The following is a 23,244-nucleotide window of genomic DNA, read 5'->3' as shown; positions in this document are numbered from 1 at the left end:
GACGGGGAAACTGAGAGACCCGACTCTTTTAATCTTTCAAGGAGCAAAGAATGTTAATTCTGACTCGTCGAGTTGGTGAAACCCTCATGATTGGCGATGAGGTTACGGTCACTGTGCTAGGGGTAAAAGGCAACCAGGTGCGTATTGGTGTGAACGCCCCCAAAGAGGTTTCGGTTCACCGTGAAGAAATCTATCAGCGCATTCAGGCAGAGAAGTCTCAGCAGACGACTTACTGATTCCGAAGCAGCGTCTCGTTGCCAGACGAGACGCTACTGCATCGTTTTACCCACTTCTTTCGTTCTCCCCTCTCTTTTTCGTGATTATTTTCCCGGTTAGTTTTCTGCTTTGTTGCTACAGACGCTGCGGTTGCCTGTTGATAAAACGCCCTTTTTGCCGTGAAATCGCCCATGTTGGGTGCGAATTGTGCAAACGCGCATGAGTTGGGAAAAATTGTTTGACTTAAAAGTCGGAGAAAGTAATATGTGCGCCACGCAGTGCCGATGAGCTTCTCTGAAGCAAGTTAGGCACAATTCGAAAGAAGCGTATGGTGAGGTGGCCGAGAGGCTGAAGGCGCTCCCCTGCTAAGGGAGTATGCGGTCAAAAGCTGCATCCGGGGTTCGAATCCCCGCCTCACCGCCATTTGCATCCATAGCTCAGCTGGATAGAGTACTCGGCTACGAACCGAGCGGTCGGAGGTTCGAATCCTCCTGGATGCACCATATTTTGCAGTATGGTGGGGTAGTAACAACATACCATACGGTATCAAAAAAGAATTCCTGTGCATCCATAGCTCAGCTGGATAGAGTACTCGGCTACGAACCGAGCGGTCGGAGGTTCGAATCCTCCTGGATGCACCATTCTTTCCGTCATGCTTCGTTAGTGAAGCAGGCAAGCAGTAAAAAATAGACATGCATCCATAGCTCAGCTGGATAGAGTACTCGGCTACGAACCGAGCGGTCGGAGGTTCGAATCCTCCTGGATGCACCATCTAAGAGAAACCCGCTTCGGCGGGTTTTTCGCTTTTCAGCATTTAGCCATTCTCTCTCCCCCGTCCTCCTTTGCGTCCGATCGGGCACAGCACATTCCGTTATGACGCAGTCAGCGACAACCCAACGGCTTTACGCTAAAGTAGTTTTCTTTCCTCAACGATCATGGAGTAACGATGTACGACCGCTATCAGGGTCTTATTTTCGACATGGACGGCACGATTCTGGACACCGAGCCAACGCACCGCAAAGCGTGGCGTGAAGTGCTGTCCCGTTATGGCATGACGTTTGATGAAGCGGCCATGGTGGCGCTGAGCGGTTCACCGACCTGGCGCATCGCCCAGGCGATTATCGCCAGCCATCAGGCCGATCTCGATCCCCATCACCTGGCCGCGGAGAAAACCCGCGCGGTGGAAGCGATGCTGTTGGACAGCGTGCGTCCATTGCCGCTGATCGAGGTGGTGAAGTCCTATCACGGCCGCCGTCCGATGGCGGTCGGTACCGGCAGCGAGCACCGCATGGCGGAAATGCTGCTGCGTCATCTTGGCCTGTTCAACTGCTTCGACGCGATCGTCGGTGCGGACGACGTGCAGCGCCACAAACCGGAGCCGGACACCTTCTTGCGCTGTGCCGAACTGATCGGCGTGCCGCCGGAAAAATGCGTGGTGTTTGAAGACGCCGATTTCGGCATTCAGGCGGCGAAAAGTGCCGGTATGGCTGTGGTAGACGTCCGTACGCTGTGAGTAGTACGCTAGCCGTAATATCGTTATTTGGCAGTAGCTTCCTCAGTGCGACGCTGCTGCCGGGAAATTCAGAAATCGTTCTGGTCGCCTTGCTGACCCAGAGTCGCGTCTCGCCGGAGTTGCTGGTGCTGGCCGCGACTCTGGGCAACACGCTGGGTGGCTTGACCAATGTCATTATCGGGCGCCTGTTACCGGCGTTGAAACCACAGCGGGGGCTGGCAACGGCGCTCGGGTGGCTGCAACGCTTCGGCCCGGCTGCGCTGCTGCTCAGCTGGGTGCCGGTGGTGGGCGATTTGTTGTGCGTGTTGGCAGGTTGGCTGCGCATGCCCTGGGGCTCTGTCGCGCTGTTTCTGTGTATCGGAAAGGCGCTGCGTTACATCGTTTTGGCTATGATAACGGTACAGGGCATCGCCTGGTGGCAGTAACCAAGTGAATATAACTCAATATTCTCTCGGGTGCGGATTCAGTATGCTTACGAGTTATTGTTTTTAGAAGCGGGAGGTCAATTTGATCCCGGACGTATCACAGGCGCTTTCTTGGTTGGAAGCCCATCCCCAGGCATTAAAAGGTATTCGTCGTGGCATCGAGCGTGAAACGCTGCGGGTCACGCCGAACGGCACCTTGGCGACCACCGGGCATCCGGAAAAGCTGGGCGCGGCATTGACGCACCACTGGATCACCACGGATTTCGCCGAAGCGCTGTTAGAGTTCATTACGCCGGTTGATGACAACATCGATCACCTGCTGACGTTCCTGCGCGATATTCATCGTTACGTGGCGCGCAATATCGGCGATGAGCGCATGTGGCCGCTCAGCATGCCGTGCTTTATTGAAGCCGAGCAGGATATCGAGCTGGCGCAGTTCGGTTCGTCGAACATTGGCCGCATGAAGACGCTGTACCGCGAAGGGCTGAAGAATCGCTACGGCGCGCTGATGCAGACCATTTCCGGCGTGCACTACAACTTCTCGCTGCCGCTGGAGTTTTGGCAGGCCTGGGCCGGCGTGCAGGACGCAGAAAGCGGTAAAGAGCAGATCTCGGCGGGGTATTTCCGCCTGATCCGCAACTATTACCGTTTCGGTTGGGTGATCCCGTATCTGTTCGGCGCATCGCCGGCCATTTGTTCTTCATTCCTCAAGGGGCGTGAGACCAATCTGCCGTTCGAGCGCACCGAGCAGGGGATGTGCTACCTGCCGTACGCCACCTCGCTGCGTCTGAGCGACCTGGGTTACACCAACAAGTCGCAGAGCAATTTGGGCATCACCTTCAACGATCTGCACAGCTATGTGGCCGGTCTGAAGCGGGCGATCGCGACGCCGTCCGAAGAGTTCGCCAAGCTGGGCGTGAAAGAGGGCGATCGCTACCTGCAGCTGAACAGCAACGTGCTGCAAATAGAGAACGAGCTGTATGCGCCGATCCGGCCGAAGCGCGTGACCCAAAGCGGCGAGACGCCGTCGGACGCGCTGCTGCGCGGCGGCATCGAATATATCGAAGTGCGTTCGCTGGATATCAACCCGTTCTCGCCAATCGGCGTGGACGCGGTGCAGGCGCGTTTCCTGGATCTGTTCCTGGTGTGGTGCGCGCTGGCCGATGCGCCGGAGATGAGCAGCGATGAACTGCTGTGCACGCGCAAGAACTGGAACCGAGTGATCCTGGAAGGGCGCAAGCCGGGCCAGACCATCGGCATCGACTGTGGCGCCAGCCATGAACCGCTCGAAAAAGTGGGTAAGGCGCTGTTCGCCGATCTGCGTCGGGTGGCGGAAGTGTTGGACGGCGAAGCCGGCAACCGTCAATACCAGCAGGTGTGTGATGAGCTGGTTGCCGCGTTCGACGATCCTGAGTTGACCTTCTCTGCGCGCATTCTGAAGGCGATGAAGGCGGAAGGCACTGGGCGCGTCGGGTTGCAGCTGGCGGAGCAGTATCGTCAGACGTTGCTGGAAGAGCCGTTGGAAATCCTGAACGAAGCCGAGCTGGATAAAGAGCGGGAAGCCTCGTGGCAGCGCCAACGCGACATAGAAGCCAATGATACGCTAAGCTTTGAAGCGTTCCTGAAGCAAAACGGCGGAAGCTGAAAAAGAAAAAGGCCACATCAATGTGGCCAAATATGCATCTCTGATGACAGGGATGATGATAACAAATGCGCGTCTTTCACATACTCAGACTCGCAGGGTTGGAAAAGGTTTCCCGGTTAGGAAAAAAAGTTTCGAAATAAATGCTCTTTTACGAGGAGGTAGCGAAATGCCATTGCTGGATAGCTTTACCGTCGATCATACCCGTATGGCAGCTCCGGCTGTCCGCGTTGCGAAAACTATGAAAACGCCTCATGGCGATACCATCACGGTGTTTGATCTGCGCTTTTGCCGCCCGAACCTGGAAGTGATGCCCGAGCGCGGCATTCACACGCTGGAGCACCTGTTCGCCGGCTTTATGCGTGACCACCTGAACGGCCAGGGCGTGGAGATTATCGACATCTCCCCGATGGGCTGTCGTACCGGTTTCTACATGAGCCTGATCGGCGTGCCGGAAGAGCAGCGCGTAGCCGATGCGTGGAAAGCGGCGATGGCCGACGTGCTGAAAGTGACCGACCAGCGCAAAATCCCTGAGCTGAACGAATACCAGTGCGGCACTTACCATATGCACTCGCTGGAAGAAGCGCAGGAGATCGCCAAGCACATCCTGGATAACGACGTGGTGGTTAACCACAACGACGAGCTGGCGCTGCCGAAAGAGAAGCTGCAGGAACTGCATATCTAGCCGCGAGTTTCCCGCAGAGATAAAAAAAGACGCGATTTCGCGTCTTTTTTACTTTCAGGCCGGCGGTCAGTGGTGGCCGACGCTGGACTGCAGCGAGGTGATCGGCGTGACCCGCACCTGTTTGATCATGTTGCCCTGCACGTCGAGAATGTCGATATCGTAGTGGCCGATACGCACCCGGGTACCGGTTTCAGGGATCTCTTCCAGCTCTTCGAGCAGCATGCCGTTGACGGTGCGGGCCTCGCTGGCAGGCAGGGTCCAGTTGAAGGCCTTGTTCAGCTCGCGCACGTTGGCGGTACCGTCGATCAAGACCGAGCCATCGCTCTGCGGCGTGACCTCTTCCGCCAACGTTGGTGACATCGAGGTGGTGAAGTCGCCGACGATCTCTTCGAGAATGTCTTCTACCGTGACCAGGCCCTGAATGTCGCCGTACTCGTCGACCACGATGCCGACCTTCTCTTTGTTGCGCTGGAACTTCACCAGCTGCACGTTGAGCGGCGTGCCTTCAGGCACGAAGTAGATTTCATCGGCGGCGCGCAGCAGGTTCTCTTTGTTGAACTCTTTTTTCTCGGTCATCAGGCGGTAGGCTTCGCGCACGCGCAGCATGCCGATCGCGTCGTCCAGCGAGCTGCGATACAGCACGATGCGGCCGTGCGGCGAGTGGGTCAGCTGGCGCATGATCGATTTCCAGTCGTCGTTGACGTCGATGCCGACGATCTCGGTGCGCGGCACCATGATGTCGTTAACCGTCACCTTTTCCAGGTCCAGCACCGAGATCAGCATGTCCTGGTTGCGTCGGGAGATTTGCGACTGGGATTCGCGCACGATAGTGCGCAGCTCATCCTTGCTGACGGCGTCGCTGATGCGCACGTTGGTGCGGATGCCGAATAGGTGCAAGGTCAGGCTGGTGATGCCGTTGAGCAGCCAGACCAGCGGGAACATCACCTTTTGCAATGGGGCCAGCAGGACGCTGCTGGGGAAGGCAATACGTTCCGGATAGAGGGCGGCGAAGGTCTTTGGCAGCACTTCGGCGAACAGCAGCACGGCGAAGGTCAGTATGCCGGTCGCGATCGCCACGCCGAGATCGCCATACAGCCGCATGCCGACGATGGTCGCCAGCGCCGAGGCGAGGATGTTGACCAGGTTGTTGCCGATCAGCACCAGGCCGATCAGCCGATCCGGTTTTTGCAGCAGCTTCTCCACCCGACGCGCCGAGCGGTTGCCCTGTTTGGACAGGTGACGCAGGCGATAACGGTTGAGCGTCATCATGCCGGTTTCGGAAGCGGAGAAGTAAGCGGAGACCACGATCATGATCACCAGGATAATGATGAGGGTCCCCGTCGACACATGCTCCAATGCAGTATTCCTTATAGAGAGGGAGAATTGAACCGGGCTGGCTTAGCGCACCATCACCTGCTGAATCAGACGGCTGCCGAAGTAGGCGAGCGTCAGCAGGAAGGCGCCGGCGAAGCTGAACCAGACGACGCGGCGGCCGCGCCAGCCTTCATGATAATGGCCCCACAACAGCACGATATACACGAACCAGGCCATGATCGACAGCACGGCTTTATGCACGTTCTCTTTGCTGAACAGATTATCCATGTACAGCAGGCCAGTGCACAGGGTGAGCGTCAGCAGCACCACGCCGATCTGGGTGATATGGAACATCTTGCGCTCGATGCTCATCAGCGGCGGCATGTCGGCGCTAAAGGTCAACTTCTTGTTTTTCAGAAGGTAATCGAGCCAGGCGAGCTGCAAGGCGTAGAGCGCGGCGATGATCAGGGTAGCGTAAGAGAACAGCGCCAGGCCGATATGCACCATCAGTTCCGGGCTGGCTTCCAGGTGAGTGATGAACTCGCCGGGCATGAAGCTGGCGAAGGCCAGGTTGATCATCGCGAAGCTGTAGACGATCGGCAGCAGGAACCAGCCGCGGTCGCGCGAGGCGACGAAGGTCATCACCGAGCAGATGATCAGGCTGACGATGGAGCCAATGTTCAGCAGGCTGAGATTCTGCCCGGCGCTGACGTCAAAGATGCGCTGCTGCAGCGCGATGGCATGGCAAATCAGCGCCACCGCCGCCGAGACGAGGGCAAGCCGACGGTATGCGCTGTTCTTCCGCAACAAGCTGGGAATGATCAGTCCAAGGCTGAGCAGGTAGGCCATCAAAGCCACAATGGAGAAAACTGGCATAGCGTTTAATTTTGCTTCGGCGTGGTTAATTGGAGTGTCAGTATAACGTTGCGCGCGTTTCACTCCAACCTATCTCCAACGCTGAGGCAGAGATCCGCCGCGCTTCGTGTTATCATCGGCGCAATTGTGTCGCCGGAGCGGCCTGTCATTACACGTTGAGCATGAGACGATGTTTGAAAATTTAACCGATCGATTGTCGCGCACGTTGCGCAATATCAGCGGCCGCGGGCGGCTGACCGAAGAGAATATCAAGGAAACCCTGCGTGAAGTGCGCATGGCATTGCTGGAAGCGGACGTTGCGCTGCCGGTGGTGCGCGACTTCATCAACCGCGTCAAAGAGAGCGCGGTTGGCCATGAAGTCAACAAGAGCCTGACGCCGGGGCAGGAGTTCGTCAAGATTGTCAAAGGCGAGCTGATCGCCGCGATGGGCGAAGTCAACACCGAGCTGAATCTGGCGGCCCAGCCGCCGGCGGTGGTGCTGATGGCGGGCTTGCAGGGTGCCGGTAAAACCACCAGCGTCGGTAAACTCGGCAAGTTCCTGAAAGAAAAACAGAAGAAGAAAGTGTTGGTGGTTTCCGCGGACGTTTATCGCCCGGCGGCGATCAAACAGCTGGAAACGCTGGCGGAAGGCGTCGGCATCGATTTCTTCCCGTCTGACGTCAAAGAAAAACCGATCGACATCGTCAATCGCGCGCTGCAACAGGCCAAGCTGAAGTTCTACGACGTACTGATCGTCGATACCGCCGGCCGTTTGCACGTTGACGAAGCGATGATGGACGAGATCAAACAGGTGCATGCGGCGATCAAGCCGGTGGAAACCCTGTTCGTGGTCGACGCCATGACCGGCCAGGACGCTGCCAATACCGCCAAGGCGTTTAACGAAGCGCTGCCGCTGACCGGCGTGGTGCTGACCAAGGTCGACGGCGACGCGCGCGGCGGTGCCGCGCTGTCCATCCGTCATATCACCGGCAAGCCGATCAAATTCCTCGGCGTGGGCGAGAAGACCGAAGCGCTGGAGCCGTTCTACCCGGATCGCGTGGCATCGCGCATTCTGGGCATGGGCGACGTGCTGTCGCTGATCGAAGATATCGAAAGCAAGGTCGACCGCGAGCAGGCGGAGAAGCTGGCCAACAAGCTGAAGAAGGGCGACGGTTTCGATCTGACCGACTTCCTGGAGCAGCTCAAGCAGATGCGCAACATGGGCGGCATGGCCAACATGCTGAGCAAGCTGCCGGGCGCCGGCCAGCTGCCGGACAACGTCAAGTCGCAGATGGACGATAAAGTGCTGGTGCGCATGGAGGCGATCATCAACTCGATGACGCTGAAAGAGCGCGCCAAACCGGAAATCATCAAGGGCTCGCGCAAGCGCCGCATCGCGATGGGAGCCGGCATGCAGGTGCAGGACGTCAATCGCTTGCTGAAGCAGTTCGACGAAATGCAGCGTATGATGAAGAAGATGAAGAAAGGCGGTATGGCGAAGATGATGCGCGGCATGAAAGGCATGATGCCGCCGGGCTTCCCAGGCCGCTGATGGGCCTCCGCACGCCGAGTGCGGGCGCTTTCAGCATTCGCCGTTCGCGGTGAAAACCGCCCGAAATTTGACAGGCTGCAAAAGTTGTCCCCTGCGATCGACGCTTTAGATTGCTTTTTGCGCCAAAATGAGTAAAATTTTCTGGCTTTTTATATTGCAACCGGGCCCCGTCCCTCAATGGGGCCCGGCTGTTTTATTAACTAAAGAGGATGTTATGGTAACAATTCGTTTGGCACGTGGCGGCGCTAAAAAGCGTCCGTTCTATCAAGTAGTAGTGACCGACAGCCGCAACGCTCGTGATGGTCGTTTCATCGAGCGCGTAGGCTTCTTCAACCCGATCGCTTCCGGTCAGGCTGAAGCACTGCGTCTGGACCTGGACCGCATCGAGCACTGGGTTGGTCTGGGTGCAACCGTTTCTGATCGCGTTCACGCGCTGATCAAAGACGCTAAGAAAGCAGCTTAATCTGTCGCGGTGGTGGCAATGAGCAAGCAACTCAAACCGGTAGCGCCTAAGCAGCCGATTGTACTCGGTAAAATGGGGTCCGCTTACGGCATTCGTGGTTGGCTCAGAGTGTTTTCATCCACCGAGAACGCCGAAAGCATTTTTGACTATCAGCCGTGGTTTATCCAGCAGGCGGGTCAGTGGCAGCATATCGAGTTGGAAGACTGGAAGCGCCACAGTCAGGATCTGATCATCAAGGTCAAAGGCATTGACGATCGGGACGCGGCGAATCTGCTGACTAATCGCGAGATTATGGTGGATTCTGAGCAACTTCCTCCGCTGGAGGGTGACGATTACTACTGGAAAGACCTGATGGGCTGCCAGGTAGTCACCACCGCCGGCTACGAGCTGGGTAAAGTCATCGATATGATGGAAACCGGCTCGAACGATGTGATGGTTGTGAAAGCGAACCTGAAAGATGCGTTCGGCATGAAGGAGCGGTTGATTCCGTTTCTTCATGGGCAGGTTATCAAGAAAGTCGATCTCACTGCCCGCGTGATTGAGGCAGATTGGGATCCTGGTTTTTGACCCCCGGATCAAACGGTCGAAGCAAGTGGAATAACGGTAAGGGGATTGGCTTGTGTTCATCGGTATTGTAAGCCTGTTTCCTGAGATGTTCCGCGCTATCACCGATTACGGGGTGACTGGCCGGGCAGTAAAAAATGGCCTGCTGAGCGTGCAGTGTTGGAGTCCTCGCGACTTCACCTACGACCGGCATCGTACCGTGGACGATCGCCCTTATGGCGGCGGCCCGGGAATGCTGATGATGGTGCAACCTTTACGGGAGGCCATTCATGCGGCGAAAGCAGCGGCAGGCGAGGGAGCAAAGGTGATTTATCTGTCACCTCAGGGGCGCAAGCTGGATCAAACCGGCGTGTGCGAACTGGCGGCCAATCAGAAGATGATTCTGGTGTGCGGCCGTTACGAAGGGATAGACGAGCGCGTAATCCAAACCGAAATTGACGAAGAATGGTCAATCGGTGATTACGTTCTCAGCGGCGGGGAACTGCCGGCGATGACCCTGATTGATTCAGTCGCCCGTTTCATACCGGGTGTGCTGGGCCATCAGGCCTCAGCGGAGGAAGACTCCTTCGCCGACGGATTGCTGGACTGCCCGCACTATACCCGCCCAGAGGTGTTGGAAGGGATGGAAGTACCGCCGGTTCTACTGTCGGGCAACCATGCCGAGATACGTCGCTGGCGCTTAAAGCAGTCGCTGGGCCGAACCTGGCTTAGAAGACCTGAACTTCTAGAAAGCCTAGCTCTGACTGACGAGCAAGCGGTGTTGCTGGCTGAGTTCCAACGGGAACATCAGGCCAGGCAACAGGACTATGAAGGAAACGTCTGACATCAGACGGGACCGATATATCAGTTTACCTAGGGTAAGAGACATATTATGAGCAACATTATTAAGCAACTTGAACAAGAGCAGATGAAACAAGACGTACCTGCATTCCGTCCGGGTGATTCCGTGGAAGTGAAGGTATGGGTCGTTGAAGGTAGCAAAAAACGTCTGCAGGCATTCGAGGGCGTGGTTATCGCTATCCGTAACCGCGGTCTGCACTCTGCATTCACTGTTCGTAAGATTTCCAACGGCGAAGGTGTTGAGCGCGTATTCCAGACTCACTCCCCAGTAATCGACAGCATTACTGTTAAACGTCGTGGTGCCGTTCGTAAAGCTAAACTGTACTACCTGCGTGAACGTACTGGTAAGGCTGCTCGTATCAAAGAGCGTCTGAACCGCGTTAACTAACGCTGCATCCAAAAGTTAATAGTTATCAGGGGTTGGCCTATGCCACCCCCTTTTTTTATCTGAAAATCCGGCTGCGTTGCATTTGCGAGATTTGGCCACGTTGTAGCGACATTAAAAAGCCTGCATCAGCAGGCTTTTTGCATTACAGCGCGGCCGCGCTTTGTTTATGCTGATTCTCCGGCGGGTGCGGCTGCACCGGCACAATATCATCGCCAGGCTTAACGATTACCCGTGCAACGGACTCGTGCGTGGCGAACGTACAGCTGCAGTTGATATTGCGGCATTGATGGTAACGCTCTTTGGTCGACTCGCTCAGATAGCGACTGGAGCGAGTGTGGGCCACGTGACCGCATAGTGGACAGTGCATCATAAGAACCCCCCTTGAACAAATTAAGTGAAATTGTTGTGGCATCACCACTTAGGCGAGCGAGCCCGTCATGATGAGGCAATGCCTTGTAAGCACAGTGCGCGTTCCGTGGCGCGTCGCTGTTCCAGCCCCTTGTTTTTCTTTCCGTTTACGTAAACCCAACGCGGCAATTGATCGCAAGCCTGCTGCCACTGGCGCTGCTGCAGCAGCATGACCAGCGTGGAGTGGCAGGCGGCGCTGATGCCCACGTTGAAGGCGAAGGCGATCACCGCGTCATAGGTTTCTTGCGGGAGCGTTTGCGGCAGGCAGGCGGCCATGCCACGCTCGGTGCGGCGAACATCGTCTACCAAATCCACAGCGGCTCGCCGCTCATCGATGGCCTGGCCCGGGATGACGCCGGCGGTGTGCCCAATGCCCTGTGTCCACACTCCGGCGCTACACTGGTAAGGCGACAGGCGGCAACCTTCGAGATCGGCGATCAGCCTGAGGCCGGCTTCTGAGGTTTGCAGCTCGCCAAATGACGGTAACAGCACGGCGATGGCCAAAACGGCGGCGACGCTGCAGCGCTTAACGATTGCACTCATCGTAAATTTTCCTCCGTGATGCCGCATTGCGCTCAATAGCCTTCAAGATCTGCAGGCTTTTACGTCGGTAGTACCAGTTCACCAGAAACGTGCCGATTCCTACCGCCGCACCGACTAAAAAGGCAATGTCCTGCGGAGAGAGCCTGCCGAGCCAGGCGAGAAACAGCGCCATGGCGTAGGTGATGAATGAGGTGATTTTCTCCATAGCTTATGCTCACTTTGTTCACAGTCTCTCGGAGCTGGGGGGGTATCGATGCGTTGTTGGCCACTCGCTATCGAAATCCATCATGCCACGAGGCTGTATAATAATTACTGTATATGCATACAGTATTAAGCTATTTGCTAAAGTCGTCAATGGGCGAGATGAATATTTTTAGCAGATTGTGCAAGAGAGAGTGGCGGGTATAAAAAAAGCCCATCGATGATGGGCTTCGAGAGAGTCTGGGCAGGGAAGGTTACAGGCCGTAGACCAGCGTGACCGAGGTGGTGGTATCGGTGTTCTTCGGTGCTGAGGCCGGTGGTTTGCTGTTGTAGGTCACGGTGTAGGCCACGCGCAGTGAGAAGCGATCGTTGATCGCCACGTTCAACGCGCTTTCCGAGTTCAGCGTGGTTTCCTCGTTCGCCAGCGCGGAAACGCCCTGAATGAACTTGGTGTTGTCGGTCAGCTGATAGGAATAGTTGGCCGCACCGTAGGCCAGCCCTTTGGTCGAGCGGCCGCCGCCGTGGTATTCGTCATGGCGCACGCCGGGACCGAATTCCACTCGCAGATCGCTGAGCGGCCCGTTGAGGAGTTGGCGGCCGTAACCGCCGGTCAGCGTGGAGCGCGAGTCATAACCGTTGAAACGGTCGCTCAGCCAGCTGGCCTGGCCGAACAGGTAGTTGCGATCGGTCAGGTTATAGCGCGTACGGCCACCGGCCTGGTACTTTTCGGACGAGCGCACGTTGGAGGAGGTGGTGTTGTTGGCCGCCCCCCACAGGCTATATGCCGCGTCGGTATTGAACCAGGTCATATTGGTGTTGGCCAACAGGGTGGAGCTTTGCGAGTTGCCGGACTGGGCGTTGTAGCCCGCCTGCACGTTGCCTTCGAACGGTTTCTTGGCGGTGGCCGGATCGTCCATCGCGGTGAAAAGCGTATTGTCGGCAAGGGCTGAAACACTGGTGAAAGTCGTTAAGCAGCAAATATACAGCGGAAAAGCGCGACGAGCGCGAGAAGAGAGCATCTTGGATCCAGTTGTTAAGGGTGGTTATTGTTGATGACGGTCACATTATATCGGTTCACTTCGGCGACAAAAATAGCCGCCATTAGCTTAAGTTTTTAATTTTTATTCCTCATTTATTCGCTTTTCTTCTACTTAAATTCATCGCTTTCGGCGGCATTTCGTGCTGAGTCTGACGGTATCCGCTACTGCCCGTTCGTGGGCGCCGAGACGGGCGGTGTATCTTCCCTGTAAAACCAATTGTACATATATATTTACGTTTTTGGGTTTTGGTTCGCAGGGGGTATAGGCGTGTTCTGATGATCTTGTTTTTTTATTACATTATTGAATTTAATGTATTTTATTGCATTTTTATGATGTTTTTATACATGTTTTTTTATAGTAAAAATCACGGTAATTTTTTATTTACGGAAATTGGATTGAAATCTTTACATCGCGTGATAAGGTAGAGCCTTGAAACGCTCAATGTTCCATTTCAACGCATAACGCCAAACGACAGGAATAGCATCATGCAAAAAGACGCGCTCAATAACGTACACATCAGTGCAGAACAGGTTCTCATCACGCCGGAGGAGCTGAAGAACCAGTTCCCGCTTAGCGCCGACGACGAAAATGAAATTGCCACCGCGCGTAACACCATCGCCAACATTTTGCAGGGGCGCGATCATCGCCTGTTGGTGGTGTGCGGGCCTTGTTCGATCCACGATCCGGATGCGGCGCTGGACTACGCCCGTCGTTTGAAAACTCTGGCGGCTGACTTGAGCGATCAGCTGTATATCGTTATGCGCGTCTATTTTGAAAAACCCAGAACCACTGTCGGCTGGAAAGGTTTGATCAACGATCCGTACATGGACGGTTCGTTTGACGTTGAAGCAGGCTTGCATATTGCGCGTCGCCTGTTGCTGGATCTGGTGGGCATGGGCTTGCCGTTGGCTACCGAAGCGTTGGATCCGAACAGTCCGCAGTACCTGGGGGACTTGTTCAGCTGGTCGGCGATAGGCGCGCGCACCACCGAATCACAGACCCACCGCGAAATGGCTTCCGGCCTGTCGATGCCGGTCGGGTTCAAAAACGGCACCGACGGCAGTCTGGGCACTGCCATCAACGCCATGCGCGCCGCCGCTATGCCGCACCGCTTCGTCGGCATCAACCAGGCGGGCCAGGTTTGCCTGCTGCAGACCCAGGGCAATCCGGACGGGCACGTGATCCTGCGCGGCGGCAAAACCCCGAACTACAGCGCCGAGCACGTTGCGGCCTGTGAAAAACAGATGCTCGAGGCGGGACTCCATCCGTCCTTGATGATAGATTGCAGCCATGGCAACTCGAATAAAGACTATCGCCGTCAGCCGGCGGTGGCCGAGTCCGTGGTGGAGCAGATCAAAGCGGGCAACCGTTCGATCACCGGCATTATGCTGGAGAGCCATCTGCATGAGGGCAATCAGTCTTCCGAACAGCCGCGTGCAGACATGCGTTACGGTGTGTCCGTCACCGACGCCTGCATCGACTGGGAGAGTACGGAAACGCTGCTGCGTCATATGCATCAGGAACTCGGCGCTGCGCTGACGGCACGCACGGGAGAAAAGTAAGTTATGGTGGCAGAACTGACCGCGCTGCGCGATCAAATCGACGAGGTGGACAAAGCGTTGCTGGATCTGCTGGCAAAGCGCCTGCATCTGGTAGCGGAAGTGGGGGAGGTGAAAAGCCGCCACGGCTTGCCGGTTTATGTGCCGGAGCGCGAGGCGGCGATGCTGGCCTCGCGCCGTCAGGAGGCGGAAAACCTCGGGGTGCCGCCGGATTTGATCGAGGACGTCTTGCGCCGCGTGATGCGCGAATCATACGTTAGCGAGAACGATAAAGGCTTTAAAACCCTGTGCCCGCAGCTGCGGCCGATCGTCATCATCGGCGGCAACGGCCAGATGGGTCGGCTGTTCAACCGTCTGCTGACGCTGTCGGGTTATCAGGTCAGGGTATTGGATCAGGAAGATTGGCCACAGGCGGAACAGCTGTTGGCCGACGCCGGCATGGTGATCGTCAGCGTGCCGATCCATGTGACAGAGCAGGTGATAAGCCGCCTGCCAACCTTGCCCGACGACTGCATTCTGGTGGATTTGGCGTCGGTGAAGAACCGTCCGCTGCATGCGATGCTGGCGGTGCACAGCGGCCCGGTGGTGGGGCTGCACCCGATGTTCGGCCCGGATGTGGGCAGCGTGGCGAAGCAGGTCGTGGTTTACTGCGATGGCCGCCAACCGGAGGCTTACCAATGGTTGCTTGAACAGCTGCAGGTGTGGGGGGCGCGGCTGCATCGCATCAGCGCGGTCGAACACGATCAGAACATGGCGTTTATTCAGGCGCTGCGGCACTTTGCCACCTTCGCCTACGGGTTGCACCTGGCGGAAGAGAACGTGCAACTGGAGCAGCTGTTGGCGCTCTCCTCGCCGATCTACCGGCTGGAGCTGGCGATGGTTGGCCGCCTGTTTGCGCAGGATCCGCAGCTGTACGCCGACATCATCATGTCGTCGGAGGAAAACGTGGCGCTGATTAAGCGTTACTACCAGCGCTTCGGCGAGGCGATAAAGTTGTTGGAGCATGGCGACAAACAGGCGTTTATCGACAGTTTCCGCAAGGTGGAGCACTGGTTCGGCGATTACGCCCAGCGCTTCCTGGTGGAGAGCCGCACGCTGTTGCGGCAGGCTAACGACAGCCGGCAGTAAAACGCGGGTGGTAAACGTAAAGTTAAGGGGTTCGGCTTGGCCGAACCCTTTTTTTATGGTTTCAGGATGGGTTGACCGGCACCACGGTGTCGCTCGGGTAACAGCCCAGTACCTTCAGCGAGCGGGTGATTGGTGCCAGATCGCGCAGCGCTTTTTGCATCGCGTCGGCACGCAGATTGGCCTGCACATCGATATAAAACATCTCTTCCCACGGATTGCCGTTGATCGGGCGTGACTCCAGCTTGGTCATGATGATGCCGTTGTCGCGCAGAACCAGCAGCGCTTCGACCAGTGCGCCGGATTGCTGGCCGGTCGCCATGATCAGCGTGGTTTTGGCCGGCACCTGTTCGGAGACGTCAATCGCTTTACGCGCCAGGACGATAAAGCGGGTGATGTTCTGCTGCTGGTTGGCAAGGTTGTGTTCCAGCACCTGCAGCCCGTACAGTGCGCCGCCGGCTTCGCTGCCCAGCGCCGCTACCTTCGGTGAATTCAGCTTGGCGACTTTCTCCATCGCGGCGGCGGTGCTTTCGGTGTATTCGATTTTCCAGTGCGGGAAGCGGTTCAGGAACTGGCTGCACTGCTGGAACGGCTGCGGGTGGCTGTAGACGGTTTCAATCTGGCTCAAATCGCTGTCGCCGGCAATCAGAACGCAGTGGTTGATCGGGTTGGTCAGCTCGCCGACGATCGACAGACTGGTGTGTTGCAGCAGATCGTACACCTCGTTAATCGAGCCGGAGCTGGTGTTCTCGATCGGCAGAATCGCGTAGTCCGCCTGGCCGGTTTCCACTTGGGTGAAGATATCCTGAAACTTCTGGCAGCCGCATTCGATCAGCTGATCGAAGTGGCGGGCGGCGTATTGACGCGCCGCCAGATGCGAGTAAGAGCCTTTCGGGCCGAGGAAGGCGATGCGGGCGGAGTGCTGGCTGACGGGGTTGAGCTGGTGCTGCAGCAGCGCCTGCTGGGTCAGAACGGAGTCTTCAATGATCAGTTGGAACAGGCGGGTGACGTAGAAGCCGTCCAGGTCGTAAGGTTTTGCGGCGGCGATCAGCGCGTCCAGCAGGTCGCGCTCGCGTTCTTTATCGCGGATCGGGCGGTGAGAGTGCAGCTTGGTCTTGCCGACTTCAATCGCCAGCTCACGGCGTTCCGCCAGCAGGGCCAACAGTTTCAAGTCCAGTGCGCTGATGCGCTCGCGCAGCACCAATAACGGGTTGTCAGTCATAATCAGCTTCCGCCTTCAGTTCTTATTCGTTGTTAAATAGCCATAAAAAAAGCCCCCTGTTTCCAGGAGGCCTTGTTGTTCGTCTTCGCATTCTTTCTCACACGACGAAACGCCTCCCAGTCAGGGGAAGGTAAAAAAGAATGCGAGGAAAAACGGTGTGCGTGGCATGGTCTACCTAAGGTTAATGCGAACAGGTTTTAAAGTAACCGCTGGCTTTTAGCCCGTCAACAAAAATACCCGACAAAAAACGCGCCCTCGGGCGCGTTTGATGCGGCAATCGCTGTCGGACGGTTATTCTTGCTCTTGCGTGACTTCCGGCACGATGTCTTTCACGCTGGCATTGCAGCGGCGCGCTTCGCCTTTGTGCTGCACCTTGTTCAGTTGGCGCTCCAGCTTGGCGATCAGCTCATTAACGGCGGTGTACATGTCATCATGTTTGGCGCTGGCGACCAGCGGGCCGTTAGGCGTGGTAATGGTAGCGTCGGCGACAAACCCCTGAGGTTCTTTAGATAAGACGATATGCGGGTTTATCAGCTGGGTCTGCCATTTTTCCAGTTTGGTGAGACGGTCTTCGACGTGATTGCGGATTGCGGGAGTGATATCCATTTGTTTGCTGGTAATGTTCAATGTCATATAACTTACCTCTCTGTCTTTCCGTCTTGGTGAACCCAGCATACCCCGCTTTTTGTTTAAATGCGTGATGTAAATCACGATTTTTTGTCACTTTTTGCAAAGTTAGTTCAATCTGTGATTCAGCATCTGAATTGGCTATCTAATGCTTGAGAGTTGCCGCCGGATGGCGCATTATCGATGAGTTGACCGGTGAGGAGCGCTAGCTAACACCGTGTTTTTACTTGTGTATTTTTCCAGTAAAAAACCGGTCCACGCCAATGAAAACGGCAGCCGAGGCTGCCGTTTTGTTTTTCTGCCGTTGCCGACGCGCGCTTATTGCGGGTTGGCAGCGATCACTTTGGCCACTTTGTCAGCCTGGCCGTTCAGCTGCAGCTGCTTGTAGGCATTTTCCATCAGCGGCAACACGTCGTGCGTCGCTTTGGTATCCGGGAATTCACGCAACATCTGCTCGGCGCGATTAACGACCGCGACGTAAGCACCGCGTTTAGTGTAGTATTCCGCCACCGAAAGCTCATACTTGGCCAAACGGTCTTTCAGATACACCAAACGCTTGTTGGCGTCGGTCGCGTATTGGCTGTTCGGGTATTGCTGAATCAACTGGCTGAAGTCGCGGAACGCAGCGCGAGCGTGCTGAGGATCGCGGTCAGAACGGTCAACCCCGAAGAAGCCCTGCAGTGCGCTGTCATCGAGCGCCATGTCGGTCAGACCGCGCATGTACATCACGTAATCGATGTTCGGGTGCGTCGGGTTCAGACGCATGAAGCGATCGATGGATGCCTGAGCCATCGGCAAGTCGGCAGCCTTATAGTAGGCGTAGATCAAATCCAGCTGGACCTGCTGGGAATACGGCCCGAAAGGATAGCGGTTATCTAACGCTTCGAGTTGCGTAATCGCGCCCTTGAAGTTACCGTCCTGCAGTTTTTGCTGCGCGGTAGCATAGATTTCCGAAGGTGGGTTGTCGGGAACCGCATCCTTGGATGTGGAGCAACCTGCCAGCGCCAGGCTCAACGTGGCTGCCGCCACCAGATATTTCATACGCGTCATGACGTTTTGATTATCCTCAGGGTGTTATTCCGGGAGACTGTCCGTTAAGCTCCCGACAAAGACCAGGTACAATAGCACATTATATTAAACGGCATCGCCGTGAAAACCCAACGTTAACGAAGAAGCTGCATATGGCACAACAAGTACAACTCACCGCAACGGTGGCCGAATCTCAACTCGGACAACGTTTAGATCAGGCTTTGGCCGAATTGTTCCCTGATTATTCACGATCTCGCATAAAAGAGTGGATCCTGGGCGATCGGGTGAAGGTCAATGGCAAAACGTCAAACAAACCGAAAGAGAAGGTGCTGGGCGGAGAGACCGTCGCCATCGATGCACAGATTGAAGAAGAGGCGCGTTGGGAGCCGCAGGATATCGCGCTGGATATCGTCTATGAAGACAGCGACATCCTGGTGATCAACAAGCCGCGCGATTTGGTGGTGCACCCTGGCGCCGGTAACCCGGACGGCACGGTGCTCAATGCGCTGCTGCATCATTACCCGGAAATCGCCGACGTGCCGCGTGCCGGCATTGTGCACCGTTTGGATAAAGACACCACCGGCCTGATGGTGGTGGCGAAAACCGTGCCGGCGCAAACCCGGCTGGTGGAAGCGCTGCAGGCGCGTGAAATTACCCGCGAATACGAAGCGGTGGCGATCGGCACCATGACTGCCGGCGGCACGGTAGAAGAGCCAATCGCGCGTCACTCCACCAAGCGCACCCACATGGCGGTGCACCCGATGGGTAAACCGGCGGTGACGCACTACCGCATCATGGAGCACTTCCGCGCGCACACCCGCCTGCGCCTGCGCCTGGAAACCGGCCGTACTCACCAGATCCGCGTACACATGGCTTACATCAGCCATCCGCTGGTGGGCGATCCGCTGTACGGTGGCCGTCCACGCCCGCCGAAAGGCGCTTCGGAAGCCTTCATCAACACGCTGCGCGGCTTTGACCGCCAGGCGCTGCACGCCACTATGCTGCGTTTGTATCATCCGATTAGCGGTATCCAGATGGAGTGGCATGCGCCGCTGCCGCAGGACATGGTCGATCTGATCAACGCGCTGAAGGCGGACACCGAAGAATTCAAAGATCAGATGGACTGGTAATGAATTCACTCATTCTGCCCGACTGGCCGTTGCCTCCCGGCGTTAAGGCCTGCAGCACCACGCGCGGCGGCGGCGTCAGCCTGCCGCCTTATGATTCGCTGAATCTCGGCACCCACGTCGGTGACGAGGAGCAAGCGGTGAAGCGCAATCGGGAACGGTTGGTTAACGCTGCCGACTTGCCGCAGATGCCGGTGTGGCTCGAGCAGGTGCACGGCACCCGCGTGGTGACGTTGACGGGGCAAACGCCCGCCGATCTGCGGGCGGATGCGGTGTACAGCAACGTGCCTGGGCAGGTGTGTGCCGTGATGACGGCGGATTGTTTGCCGGTGTTGTTCTGCTCGCAGAACGGCGATGAAGTGGCCGCCGCCCACGCCGGCTGGCGCGGGTTGTGCCATGGCGTGCTGGAACAAACCGTGGCGGCGTTCAGCGCCGCACCGGGCCAGATCCGCGCCTGGCTGGGGCCGGCTATTGGCCCGCAGCAGTTTGAAGTCGGGCCGGAGGTGCGTGCCGCCTTTATCGCGGAAGACGCCGAAGCCGAGGCTGCCTTTACGCCGCACGGCGATAAGTTTTTGGCTAATATCTACTTACTGGCGCGCCAACGTTTGTTACGGGCAGGCGTGCAGGCCATCTATGGTGGCGACCGCTGCACGGTTAACGAAAAGAGTCATTTTTTCTCCTATCGACGCGATGGAATAACCGGACGTCTGGCAAGTTTAATCTGGCTGATATAACCTATTGAATTAGGACGATCCAACGACGCATGGCGTTGTACCGAAAATTTAGCGTCGAGATAACCTTGAAAATTTGAGGGATGACCTCATTTAATCTCCAGTAGCAATTTCGACCCATCTTGGAGGTGTTATGCGTCTGGATCGTCTTACCAACAAATTCCAGCTTGCCCTCGCCGATGCCCAGTCACTAGCCCTTGGGCACGACAACCAGTTTATTGAACCGCTACATCTGATGAGCGCCCTGCTCAATCAGGAAGGGGGCACGGTTCGTCCACTATTAACTTCCGCAGGTATCGATGCCGGGCGCGTGCGCACCGAAATCGAACAGGCGCTGTCCCGTTTACCGCAGGTAGAAGGTACCGGTGGCGATGTTCAACCGTCCCACGAGCTGGTGCGCGTCTTGAACCTGTGCGACAAGCTGGCGCAGAAGCGCGCGGACAAATTCATTTCTTCCGAGCTGTTTGTGCTTGCGGTGCTGGAAGACCGCGGCTCGTTGACCGACTTGTTGAAAGCGGCCGGCGCAACGGCCGACAAAATCAGCAAAGCCATTGAACAAATGAGAGGCGGTGACAGCGTGGAAGACCAAGGCGCCGAAGACCAACGGCAAGCATTGAAGAAATACACGATCGATCTGACCGAGCGCGCCGAGCAGGGCAAGCTTGACCCGGTAATCGGCCGTGACGAAGAGATACGCCGCACCATCCAGGTGCTGCAGCGACGTACCAAAAACAACCCGGTGCTGATCGGCGAGCCTGGCGTGGGTAAAACCGCCATCGTCGAAGGCCTGGCGCAGCGCATCATCAACGGCGAAGTGCCGGAAGGGCTGAAGCACAAGCGCGTATTGTCCCTCGATATGGGCGCCTTGATCGCCGGCGCCAAGTATCGCGGCGAGTTTGAAGAGCGCCTGAAAGGCGTGCTCAACGATCTGGCCAAGCAGGAAGGCAGCGTTATCCTGTTTATCGACGAACTGCACACCATGGTTGGCGCCGGTAAGGCGGATGGCGCGATGGATGCGGGCAACATGCTCAAACCGGCTCTGGCGCGCGGCGAGCTGCACTGCGTCGGCGCGACTACGCTCGACGAGTATCGTCAGTATATAGAGAAGGATGCGGCGCTCGAACGTCGTTTCCAGAAAGTGTATGTGGCGGAGCCGAGCGTGGAAGACACCATCGCTATCCTGCGCGGCTTGAAAGAACGTTACGAACTGCACCACCACGTGCAGATCACCGACCCGGCCATCGTGGCGGCGGCAACGCTTTCACACCGTTATATCGCCGATCGTCAATTGCCGGACAAGGCTATCGACCTGATCGACGAAGCGGCGTCCAGCATTCGTATGCAGATGGACTCCAAGCCGGAATCGCTCGACAGGCTTGAGCGCCGCATCATTCAGTTGAAGCTGGAACAACAGGCGTTGAATAAAGAGTCTGACGACGCCAGCAAGAAACGCCTGGACATGCTCAGCGACGAGCTGGGGCAGAAAGAGCGCGAATATTCGGAGCTGGAAGAAGAGTGGAAAGCGGAAAAAGCCTCGCTCTCCGGCACCCAGAACATCAAGGCCGAACTCGAGCAGGCCAAAATCACTCTGGAGCAGGCGCGCCGCGTCGGCGATCTGGGGCGGATGTCGGAACTGCAGTACGGCAAAATTCCTGAGCTGGAGAAACAGCTCGCCGCCGCCACGCAGGCCGAAGGCAAGAGCATGAAGCTGCTGCGTAACCGGGTGACCGATGCGGAGATTGCTGAAGTGCTGGCGCGTGCGACCGGGATCCCGGTTGCCAGAATGCTGGAAGGGGAGCGTGATAAACTGCTGCGTCTGGAGCAAGAGCTGCATTCGCGGGTTATTGGCCAGGACGAAGCGGTCAGCGCGGTCTCGAATGCTATCCGCCGTAGTCGCGCCGGGTTGTCCGATCCTAACCGGCCGATCGGTTCGTTCCTGTTCCTCGGCCCGACCGGGGTGGGGAAAACCGAGCTCTGCAAAGCGCTGGCTTCGTTCCTGTTCGACAGCGACGACGCCATGGTGCGTATCGACATGTCCGAGTTTATGGAGAAACACTCCGTTTCTCGTCTGGTCGGCGCGCCTCCGGGTTATGTCGGCTATGAAGAGGGCGGTTACCTCACGGAGGCCGTGCGCCGCCGGCCTTATTCGGTGATTCTGCTGGATGAAGTCGAGAAAGCGCACCCGGACGTATTCAATATTCTGTTGCAGGTGTTGGATGACGGCCGACTGACCGATGGTCAAGGTCGTACCGTCGATTTCCGCAATACCGTGGTGATCATGACGTCCAACCTGGGCTCCGATCTGATCCAGGAGCATTTCGGTCAGATGAACTATGCACAGATGAAAGAGTCGGTGATGGAGATGGTGAGTCACCACTTCCGTCCGGAGTTCATCAACCGTATCGACGAAGTGGTGGTGTTCCATCCGCTGGGCGAGAAACACATTGCTGCAATTGCCAAGATTCAGCTGTCGCGTCTGTACAAGCGTTTGGAAGAGCGCGGTTACGAAGTGACCATGACCGAACCGGCCCTGGCGCTGTTGAGCAAAACCGGTTACGACCCTGTGTATGGTGCGCGTCCGTTGAAACGCGCTATTCAGCAGGAGATCGAGAACCCGCTGGCGCAGCAAATCCTGTCCGGTAAGCTGATCCCCGGCAAGCTGGTCACGCTGGATGTGGAAAACGACCATATCGTTGCACGCCAATAACGGCAATCGAGCGTCATAAAGATGAAAGGGAGCGGGTGACCGCTCCCTTTTTTTATCTTCGTTTGTCCCTATTTACAGGGTTTGCCGCTATTACTGCGCCAAAAGCGGTATTTTTTGACTAATAAACATCCTAAAAAGGCATTTCTGGTGATTATTTGAGCGCTTGAAAAGTTTTTTGCAATTAGGGGTTGCGGCCCGCCGAGAACTCCCTATAATGCGCCTCCACTGACCGGGAACAACGACTGACAAGCCGCCGGGTTAGCGAGAGGAAAGCGAAATAAACGCTTGACTCTCCGGGTGAAAAGCGTAATATACGCCACCTCGAGTTAGCAAGCGAAAGCGCCTAACTCACTGCTCTTTAACAATTTATCAGACAATCTGTGTGGGCACTCCACAAGACGATATCCAGCATCTTCGGATGCAAAAAAATATCAAGTCTTGAAGAGTGACTAACTGAAGTAAAATTCA

At 56.6% G+C, this 23,244-nt stretch carries 25 protein-coding genes, 4 tRNA genes and 1 other annotated feature; of the genes, 19 read left to right on the top strand and 10 right to left on the bottom strand.

Annotated features, from left to right (window positions below; translation table 11 throughout):
• The first annotated feature begins 50 nt into the window (after nucleotides 1–50).
• The 9 genes from csrA (at nucleotide 51) to luxS (ending at nucleotide 4,481) form a co-directional block, all read left to right on the top strand.
• Complete coding sequence (gene csrA, locus ACJ8HT_RS03650; RefSeq protein WP_004091602.1) at nucleotides 51–236, top strand: carbon storage regulator CsrA; 186 nt, start codon at nucleotides 51–53, stop codon at nucleotides 234–236.
• 310 nt (nucleotides 237–546) lie between these two features.
• Nucleotides 547–639, top strand: a tRNA-Ser gene (locus ACJ8HT_RS03645).
• Between the two features lie 3 nt (nucleotides 640–642).
• A tRNA-Arg gene (locus ACJ8HT_RS03640) sits at nucleotides 643–719 on the top strand.
• Nucleotides 720–780: 61 nt separating this feature from the next.
• Nucleotides 781–857, top strand: a tRNA-Arg gene (locus tag ACJ8HT_RS03635).
• Nucleotides 858–910: 53 nt separating this feature from the next.
• Nucleotides 911–987, top strand: a tRNA-Arg gene (locus ACJ8HT_RS03630).
• 175 nt (nucleotides 988–1,162) lie between these two features.
• Entirely contained in the window at nucleotides 1,163–1,729 is a 567-nt protein-coding gene (gene yqaB, locus ACJ8HT_RS03625; RefSeq protein WP_033637176.1) for a fructose-1-phosphate/6-phosphogluconate phosphatase, read from the top strand.
• Nucleotides 1,726–2,154: a YqaA family protein gene (locus tag ACJ8HT_RS03620; RefSeq protein ID WP_004932520.1), complete on the top strand. Its 429-nt coding sequence runs from the start codon at nucleotides 1,726–1,728 to the stop codon at nucleotides 2,152–2,154. Before yqaB ends, ACJ8HT_RS03620 begins: the two co-directional genes overlap by 4 nt.
• 82 nt (nucleotides 2,155–2,236) lie before the next feature.
• Nucleotides 2,237–3,799 carry a glutamate--cysteine ligase gene (gshA, locus tag ACJ8HT_RS03615; protein WP_197652700.1) on the top strand — a complete coding sequence of 521 codons (1,563 nt, stop codon included), beginning with the start codon at nucleotides 2,237–2,239 and terminating at the stop codon, nucleotides 3,797–3,799.
• Nucleotides 3,800–3,965: 166 nt separating this feature from the next.
• Complete coding sequence (gene luxS, locus ACJ8HT_RS03610; RefSeq protein WP_019455133.1) at nucleotides 3,966–4,481, top strand: S-ribosylhomocysteine lyase; 516 nt, start codon at nucleotides 3,966–3,968, stop codon at nucleotides 4,479–4,481.
• A 66-nt stretch (nucleotides 4,482–4,547) separates the two neighbouring features.
• On the opposite strand, the gene ACJ8HT_RS03605 is transcribed toward luxS, so the two are convergent.
• Nucleotides 4,548–5,837, bottom strand: a complete 1,290-nt coding sequence (locus tag ACJ8HT_RS03605; protein WP_169318062.1) for an HlyC/CorC family transporter — start codon at nucleotides 5,835–5,837, stop codon at nucleotides 4,548–4,550.
• A gap of 42 nt (nucleotides 5,838–5,879) precedes the next feature.
• Nucleotides 5,880–6,671 (bottom strand): cytochrome C assembly family protein, encoded by a 792-nt coding sequence (locus ACJ8HT_RS03600; RefSeq protein ID WP_197652699.1) that lies wholly within the window; start codon nucleotides 6,669–6,671, stop codon nucleotides 5,880–5,882.
• A gap of 169 nt (nucleotides 6,672–6,840) precedes the next feature.
• Here ACJ8HT_RS03600 and ffh point away from each other — a divergent pair, with 169 nt between their 5' ends.
• The 5 genes from ffh to rplS all read left to right on the top strand — a co-directional run bounded on the left by ffh (nucleotide 6,841) and on the right by rplS (nucleotide 10,457).
• On the top strand, nucleotides 6,841–8,202 hold the full coding sequence (gene ffh / locus ACJ8HT_RS03595) for a signal recognition particle protein (RefSeq protein WP_004932504.1): 1,362 nt from the start codon (nucleotides 6,841–6,843) through the stop codon (nucleotides 8,200–8,202).
• A gap of 214 nt (nucleotides 8,203–8,416) precedes the next feature.
• Complete coding sequence (gene rpsP / locus ACJ8HT_RS03590; RefSeq protein ID WP_004932501.1) at nucleotides 8,417–8,665, top strand: 30S ribosomal protein S16; 249 nt, start codon at nucleotides 8,417–8,419, stop codon at nucleotides 8,663–8,665.
• An 18-nt stretch (nucleotides 8,666–8,683) separates the two neighbouring features.
• Nucleotides 8,684–9,232 (top strand): ribosome maturation factor RimM, encoded by a 549-nt coding sequence (gene rimM, locus ACJ8HT_RS03585; RefSeq protein ID WP_019455135.1) that lies wholly within the window; start codon nucleotides 8,684–8,686, stop codon nucleotides 9,230–9,232.
• 52 nt (nucleotides 9,233–9,284) lie between these two features.
• Nucleotides 9,285–10,052, top strand: coding sequence for a tRNA (guanosine(37)-N1)-methyltransferase TrmD (gene trmD / locus ACJ8HT_RS03580; protein WP_004932485.1), 768 nt, complete (start codon nucleotides 9,285–9,287; stop codon nucleotides 10,050–10,052).
• 48 nt (nucleotides 10,053–10,100) lie between these two features.
• Nucleotides 10,101–10,457: a 50S ribosomal protein L19 gene (gene rplS, locus ACJ8HT_RS03575; RefSeq protein ID WP_015376707.1), complete on the top strand. Its 357-nt coding sequence runs from the start codon at nucleotides 10,101–10,103 to the stop codon at nucleotides 10,455–10,457.
• Between the two features lie 142 nt (nucleotides 10,458–10,599).
• On the opposite strand, the gene ACJ8HT_RS03570 is transcribed toward rplS, so the two are convergent.
• The 4 genes from ACJ8HT_RS03570 to ACJ8HT_RS03555 all read right to left on the bottom strand — a co-directional run bounded on the left by ACJ8HT_RS03570 (nucleotide 10,600) and on the right by ACJ8HT_RS03555 (nucleotide 12,628).
• Nucleotides 10,600–10,827 (bottom strand): ogr/Delta-like zinc finger family protein, encoded by a 228-nt coding sequence (locus ACJ8HT_RS03570; RefSeq protein ID WP_197652698.1) that lies wholly within the window; start codon nucleotides 10,825–10,827, stop codon nucleotides 10,600–10,602.
• Between the two features lie 65 nt (nucleotides 10,828–10,892).
• Nucleotides 10,893–11,408, bottom strand: a complete 516-nt coding sequence (locus ACJ8HT_RS03565; RefSeq protein ID WP_197652697.1) for a glycoside hydrolase family protein — start codon at nucleotides 11,406–11,408, stop codon at nucleotides 10,893–10,895.
• A complete protein-coding gene (locus tag ACJ8HT_RS03560) occupies nucleotides 11,392–11,613 on the bottom strand; it encodes an HP1 family phage holin (protein ID WP_038871804.1) in 222 nt (73 codons plus the stop codon). Before ACJ8HT_RS03560 ends, ACJ8HT_RS03565 begins: the two co-directional genes overlap by 17 nt.
• Nucleotides 11,614–11,863: 250 nt before the next feature.
• Nucleotides 11,864–12,628 carry a DUF481 domain-containing protein gene (locus tag ACJ8HT_RS03555; RefSeq protein WP_047728881.1) on the bottom strand — a complete coding sequence of 255 codons (765 nt, stop codon included), beginning with the start codon at nucleotides 12,626–12,628 and terminating at the stop codon, nucleotides 11,864–11,866.
• 506 nt (nucleotides 12,629–13,134) lie between these two features.
• On the opposite strand from ACJ8HT_RS03555, the gene ACJ8HT_RS03550 reads away from it, so the two are divergent.
• Both ACJ8HT_RS03550 and tyrA read left to right on the top strand, forming a co-directional pair.
• Nucleotides 13,135–14,211 carry a 3-deoxy-7-phosphoheptulonate synthase gene (locus ACJ8HT_RS03550; RefSeq protein ID WP_038871801.1) on the top strand — a complete coding sequence of 359 codons (1,077 nt, stop codon included), beginning with the start codon at nucleotides 13,135–13,137 and terminating at the stop codon, nucleotides 14,209–14,211.
• A gap of 3 nt (nucleotides 14,212–14,214) precedes the next feature.
• Complete coding sequence (gene tyrA, locus ACJ8HT_RS03545; protein WP_194572518.1) at nucleotides 14,215–15,336, top strand: bifunctional chorismate mutase/prephenate dehydrogenase; 1,122 nt, start codon at nucleotides 14,215–14,217, stop codon at nucleotides 15,334–15,336.
• Nucleotides 15,337–15,397: 61 nt separating this feature from the next.
• Here the strand turns inward: tyrA and pheA are convergent, their stop codons facing one another.
• From pheA to bamD, 4 genes are all read right to left on the bottom strand, one after another.
• Nucleotides 15,398–16,555 carry a bifunctional chorismate mutase/prephenate dehydratase gene (pheA, locus tag ACJ8HT_RS03540; RefSeq protein WP_060425327.1) on the bottom strand — a complete coding sequence of 386 codons (1,158 nt, stop codon included), beginning with the start codon at nucleotides 16,553–16,555 and terminating at the stop codon, nucleotides 15,398–15,400.
• 42 nt (nucleotides 16,556–16,597) lie between these two features.
• Nucleotides 16,598–16,724: a sequence feature (Phe leader region), on the bottom strand.
• The gene (locus ACJ8HT_RS03535) at nucleotides 16,676–16,723 is read right to left on the bottom strand and encodes a hypothetical protein (protein WP_193169524.1); all 48 of its coding nucleotides are present in this window, start codon (nucleotides 16,721–16,723) and stop codon (nucleotides 16,676–16,678) included. It overlaps the preceding feature by 48 nt.
• A gap of 122 nt (nucleotides 16,725–16,846) precedes the next feature.
• Nucleotides 16,847–17,188, bottom strand: a complete 342-nt coding sequence (raiA, locus tag ACJ8HT_RS03530) for a ribosome-associated translation inhibitor RaiA (RefSeq protein WP_004932457.1) — start codon at nucleotides 17,186–17,188, stop codon at nucleotides 16,847–16,849.
• 312 nt (nucleotides 17,189–17,500) lie between these two features.
• Nucleotides 17,501–18,232 carry an outer membrane protein assembly factor BamD gene (gene bamD / locus ACJ8HT_RS03525; protein ID WP_004932456.1) on the bottom strand — a complete coding sequence of 244 codons (732 nt, stop codon included), beginning with the start codon at nucleotides 18,230–18,232 and terminating at the stop codon, nucleotides 17,501–17,503.
• Between the two features lie 131 nt (nucleotides 18,233–18,363).
• Here bamD and rluD point away from each other — a divergent pair, with 131 nt between their 5' ends.
• The 3 genes from rluD to clpB all read left to right on the top strand — a co-directional run bounded on the left by rluD (nucleotide 18,364) and on the right by clpB (nucleotide 22,776).
• The gene (gene rluD / locus ACJ8HT_RS03520; protein WP_004932452.1) at nucleotides 18,364–19,341 is read left to right on the top strand and encodes a 23S rRNA pseudouridine(1911/1915/1917) synthase RluD; all 978 of its coding nucleotides are present in this window, start codon (nucleotides 18,364–18,366) and stop codon (nucleotides 19,339–19,341) included.
• Nucleotides 19,341–20,072, top strand: a complete 732-nt coding sequence (gene yfiH, locus ACJ8HT_RS03515; protein WP_197652696.1) for a purine nucleoside phosphorylase YfiH — start codon at nucleotides 19,341–19,343, stop codon at nucleotides 20,070–20,072. Before rluD ends, yfiH begins: the two co-directional genes overlap by 1 nt.
• Before the next feature lie 130 nt (nucleotides 20,073–20,202).
• Nucleotides 20,203–22,776: an ATP-dependent chaperone ClpB gene (gene clpB / locus ACJ8HT_RS03510; RefSeq protein ID WP_025301647.1), complete on the top strand. Its 2,574-nt coding sequence runs from the start codon at nucleotides 20,203–20,205 to the stop codon at nucleotides 22,774–22,776.
• The last annotated feature ends 468 nt before the right edge of the window (nucleotides 22,777–23,244 follow it).

Origin of the sequence: Serratia sp. CY44782, from assembly GCF_052168715.1 — a bacterium.
In the GTDB taxonomy this organism is placed as follows: domain Bacteria; phylum Pseudomonadota; class Gammaproteobacteria; order Enterobacterales; family Enterobacteriaceae; genus Serratia; species Serratia nevei.
The sequence above is the reverse complement of the archived record's forward strand: the minus strand, read 5'-3'. Positions and strand labels throughout refer to the sequence as shown.

Excerpts from the sequence above, each read along its gene's own strand:
- raiA (WP_004932457.1), bottom strand. The coding sequence starts at position 17,188 with ATGACATTGAACATTACCAGCAAACAAATGGATATCACTCCCGCAATC.
- ACJ8HT_RS03555 (WP_047728881.1), bottom strand. The coding sequence starts at position 12,628 with ATGCTCTCTTCTCGCGCTCGTCGCGCTTTTCCGCTGTATATTTGCTGC.
- yqaB (WP_033637176.1), top strand. The coding sequence starts at position 1,163 with ATGTACGACCGCTATCAGGGTCTTATTTTCGACATGGACGGCACGATT.
- rplS (WP_015376707.1), top strand. The coding sequence starts at position 10,101 with ATGAGCAACATTATTAAGCAACTTGAACAAGAGCAGATGAAACAAGAC.
- ffh (WP_004932504.1), top strand. The coding sequence starts at position 6,841 with ATGTTTGAAAATTTAACCGATCGATTGTCGCGCACGTTGCGCAATATC.
- ACJ8HT_RS03560 (WP_038871804.1), bottom strand. The coding sequence starts at position 11,613 with ATGGAGAAAATCACCTCATTCATCACCTACGCCATGGCGCTGTTTCTC.
- tyrA (WP_194572518.1), top strand. The coding sequence starts at position 14,215 with ATGGTGGCAGAACTGACCGCGCTGCGCGATCAAATCGACGAGGTGGAC.
- clpB (WP_025301647.1), top strand. The coding sequence starts at position 20,203 with ATGCGTCTGGATCGTCTTACCAACAAATTCCAGCTTGCCCTCGCCGAT.
- rluD (WP_004932452.1), top strand. The coding sequence starts at position 18,364 with ATGGCACAACAAGTACAACTCACCGCAACGGTGGCCGAATCTCAACTC.
- rimM (WP_019455135.1), top strand. The coding sequence starts at position 8,684 with ATGAGCAAGCAACTCAAACCGGTAGCGCCTAAGCAGCCGATTGTACTC.
- ACJ8HT_RS03600 (WP_197652699.1), bottom strand. The coding sequence starts at position 6,671 with ATGCCAGTTTTCTCCATTGTGGCTTTGATGGCCTACCTGCTCAGCCTT.
- ACJ8HT_RS03550 (WP_038871801.1), top strand. The coding sequence starts at position 13,135 with ATGCAAAAAGACGCGCTCAATAACGTACACATCAGTGCAGAACAGGTT.
- csrA (WP_004091602.1), top strand. The coding sequence starts at position 51 with ATGTTAATTCTGACTCGTCGAGTTGGTGAAACCCTCATGATTGGCGAT.
- luxS (WP_019455133.1), top strand. The coding sequence starts at position 3,966 with ATGCCATTGCTGGATAGCTTTACCGTCGATCATACCCGTATGGCAGCT.
- yfiH (WP_197652696.1), top strand. The coding sequence starts at position 19,341 with ATGAATTCACTCATTCTGCCCGACTGGCCGTTGCCTCCCGGCGTTAAG.
- ACJ8HT_RS03565 (WP_197652697.1), bottom strand. The coding sequence starts at position 11,408 with ATGAGTGCAATCGTTAAGCGCTGCAGCGTCGCCGCCGTTTTGGCCATC.
- ACJ8HT_RS03570 (WP_197652698.1), bottom strand. The coding sequence starts at position 10,827 with ATGATGCACTGTCCACTATGCGGTCACGTGGCCCACACTCGCTCCAGT.
- bamD (WP_004932456.1), bottom strand. The coding sequence starts at position 18,232 with ATGACGCGTATGAAATATCTGGTGGCGGCAGCCACGTTGAGCCTGGCG.
- rpsP (WP_004932501.1), top strand. The coding sequence starts at position 8,417 with ATGGTAACAATTCGTTTGGCACGTGGCGGCGCTAAAAAGCGTCCGTTC.
- pheA (WP_060425327.1), bottom strand. The coding sequence starts at position 16,555 with ATGACTGACAACCCGTTATTGGTGCTGCGCGAGCGCATCAGCGCACTG.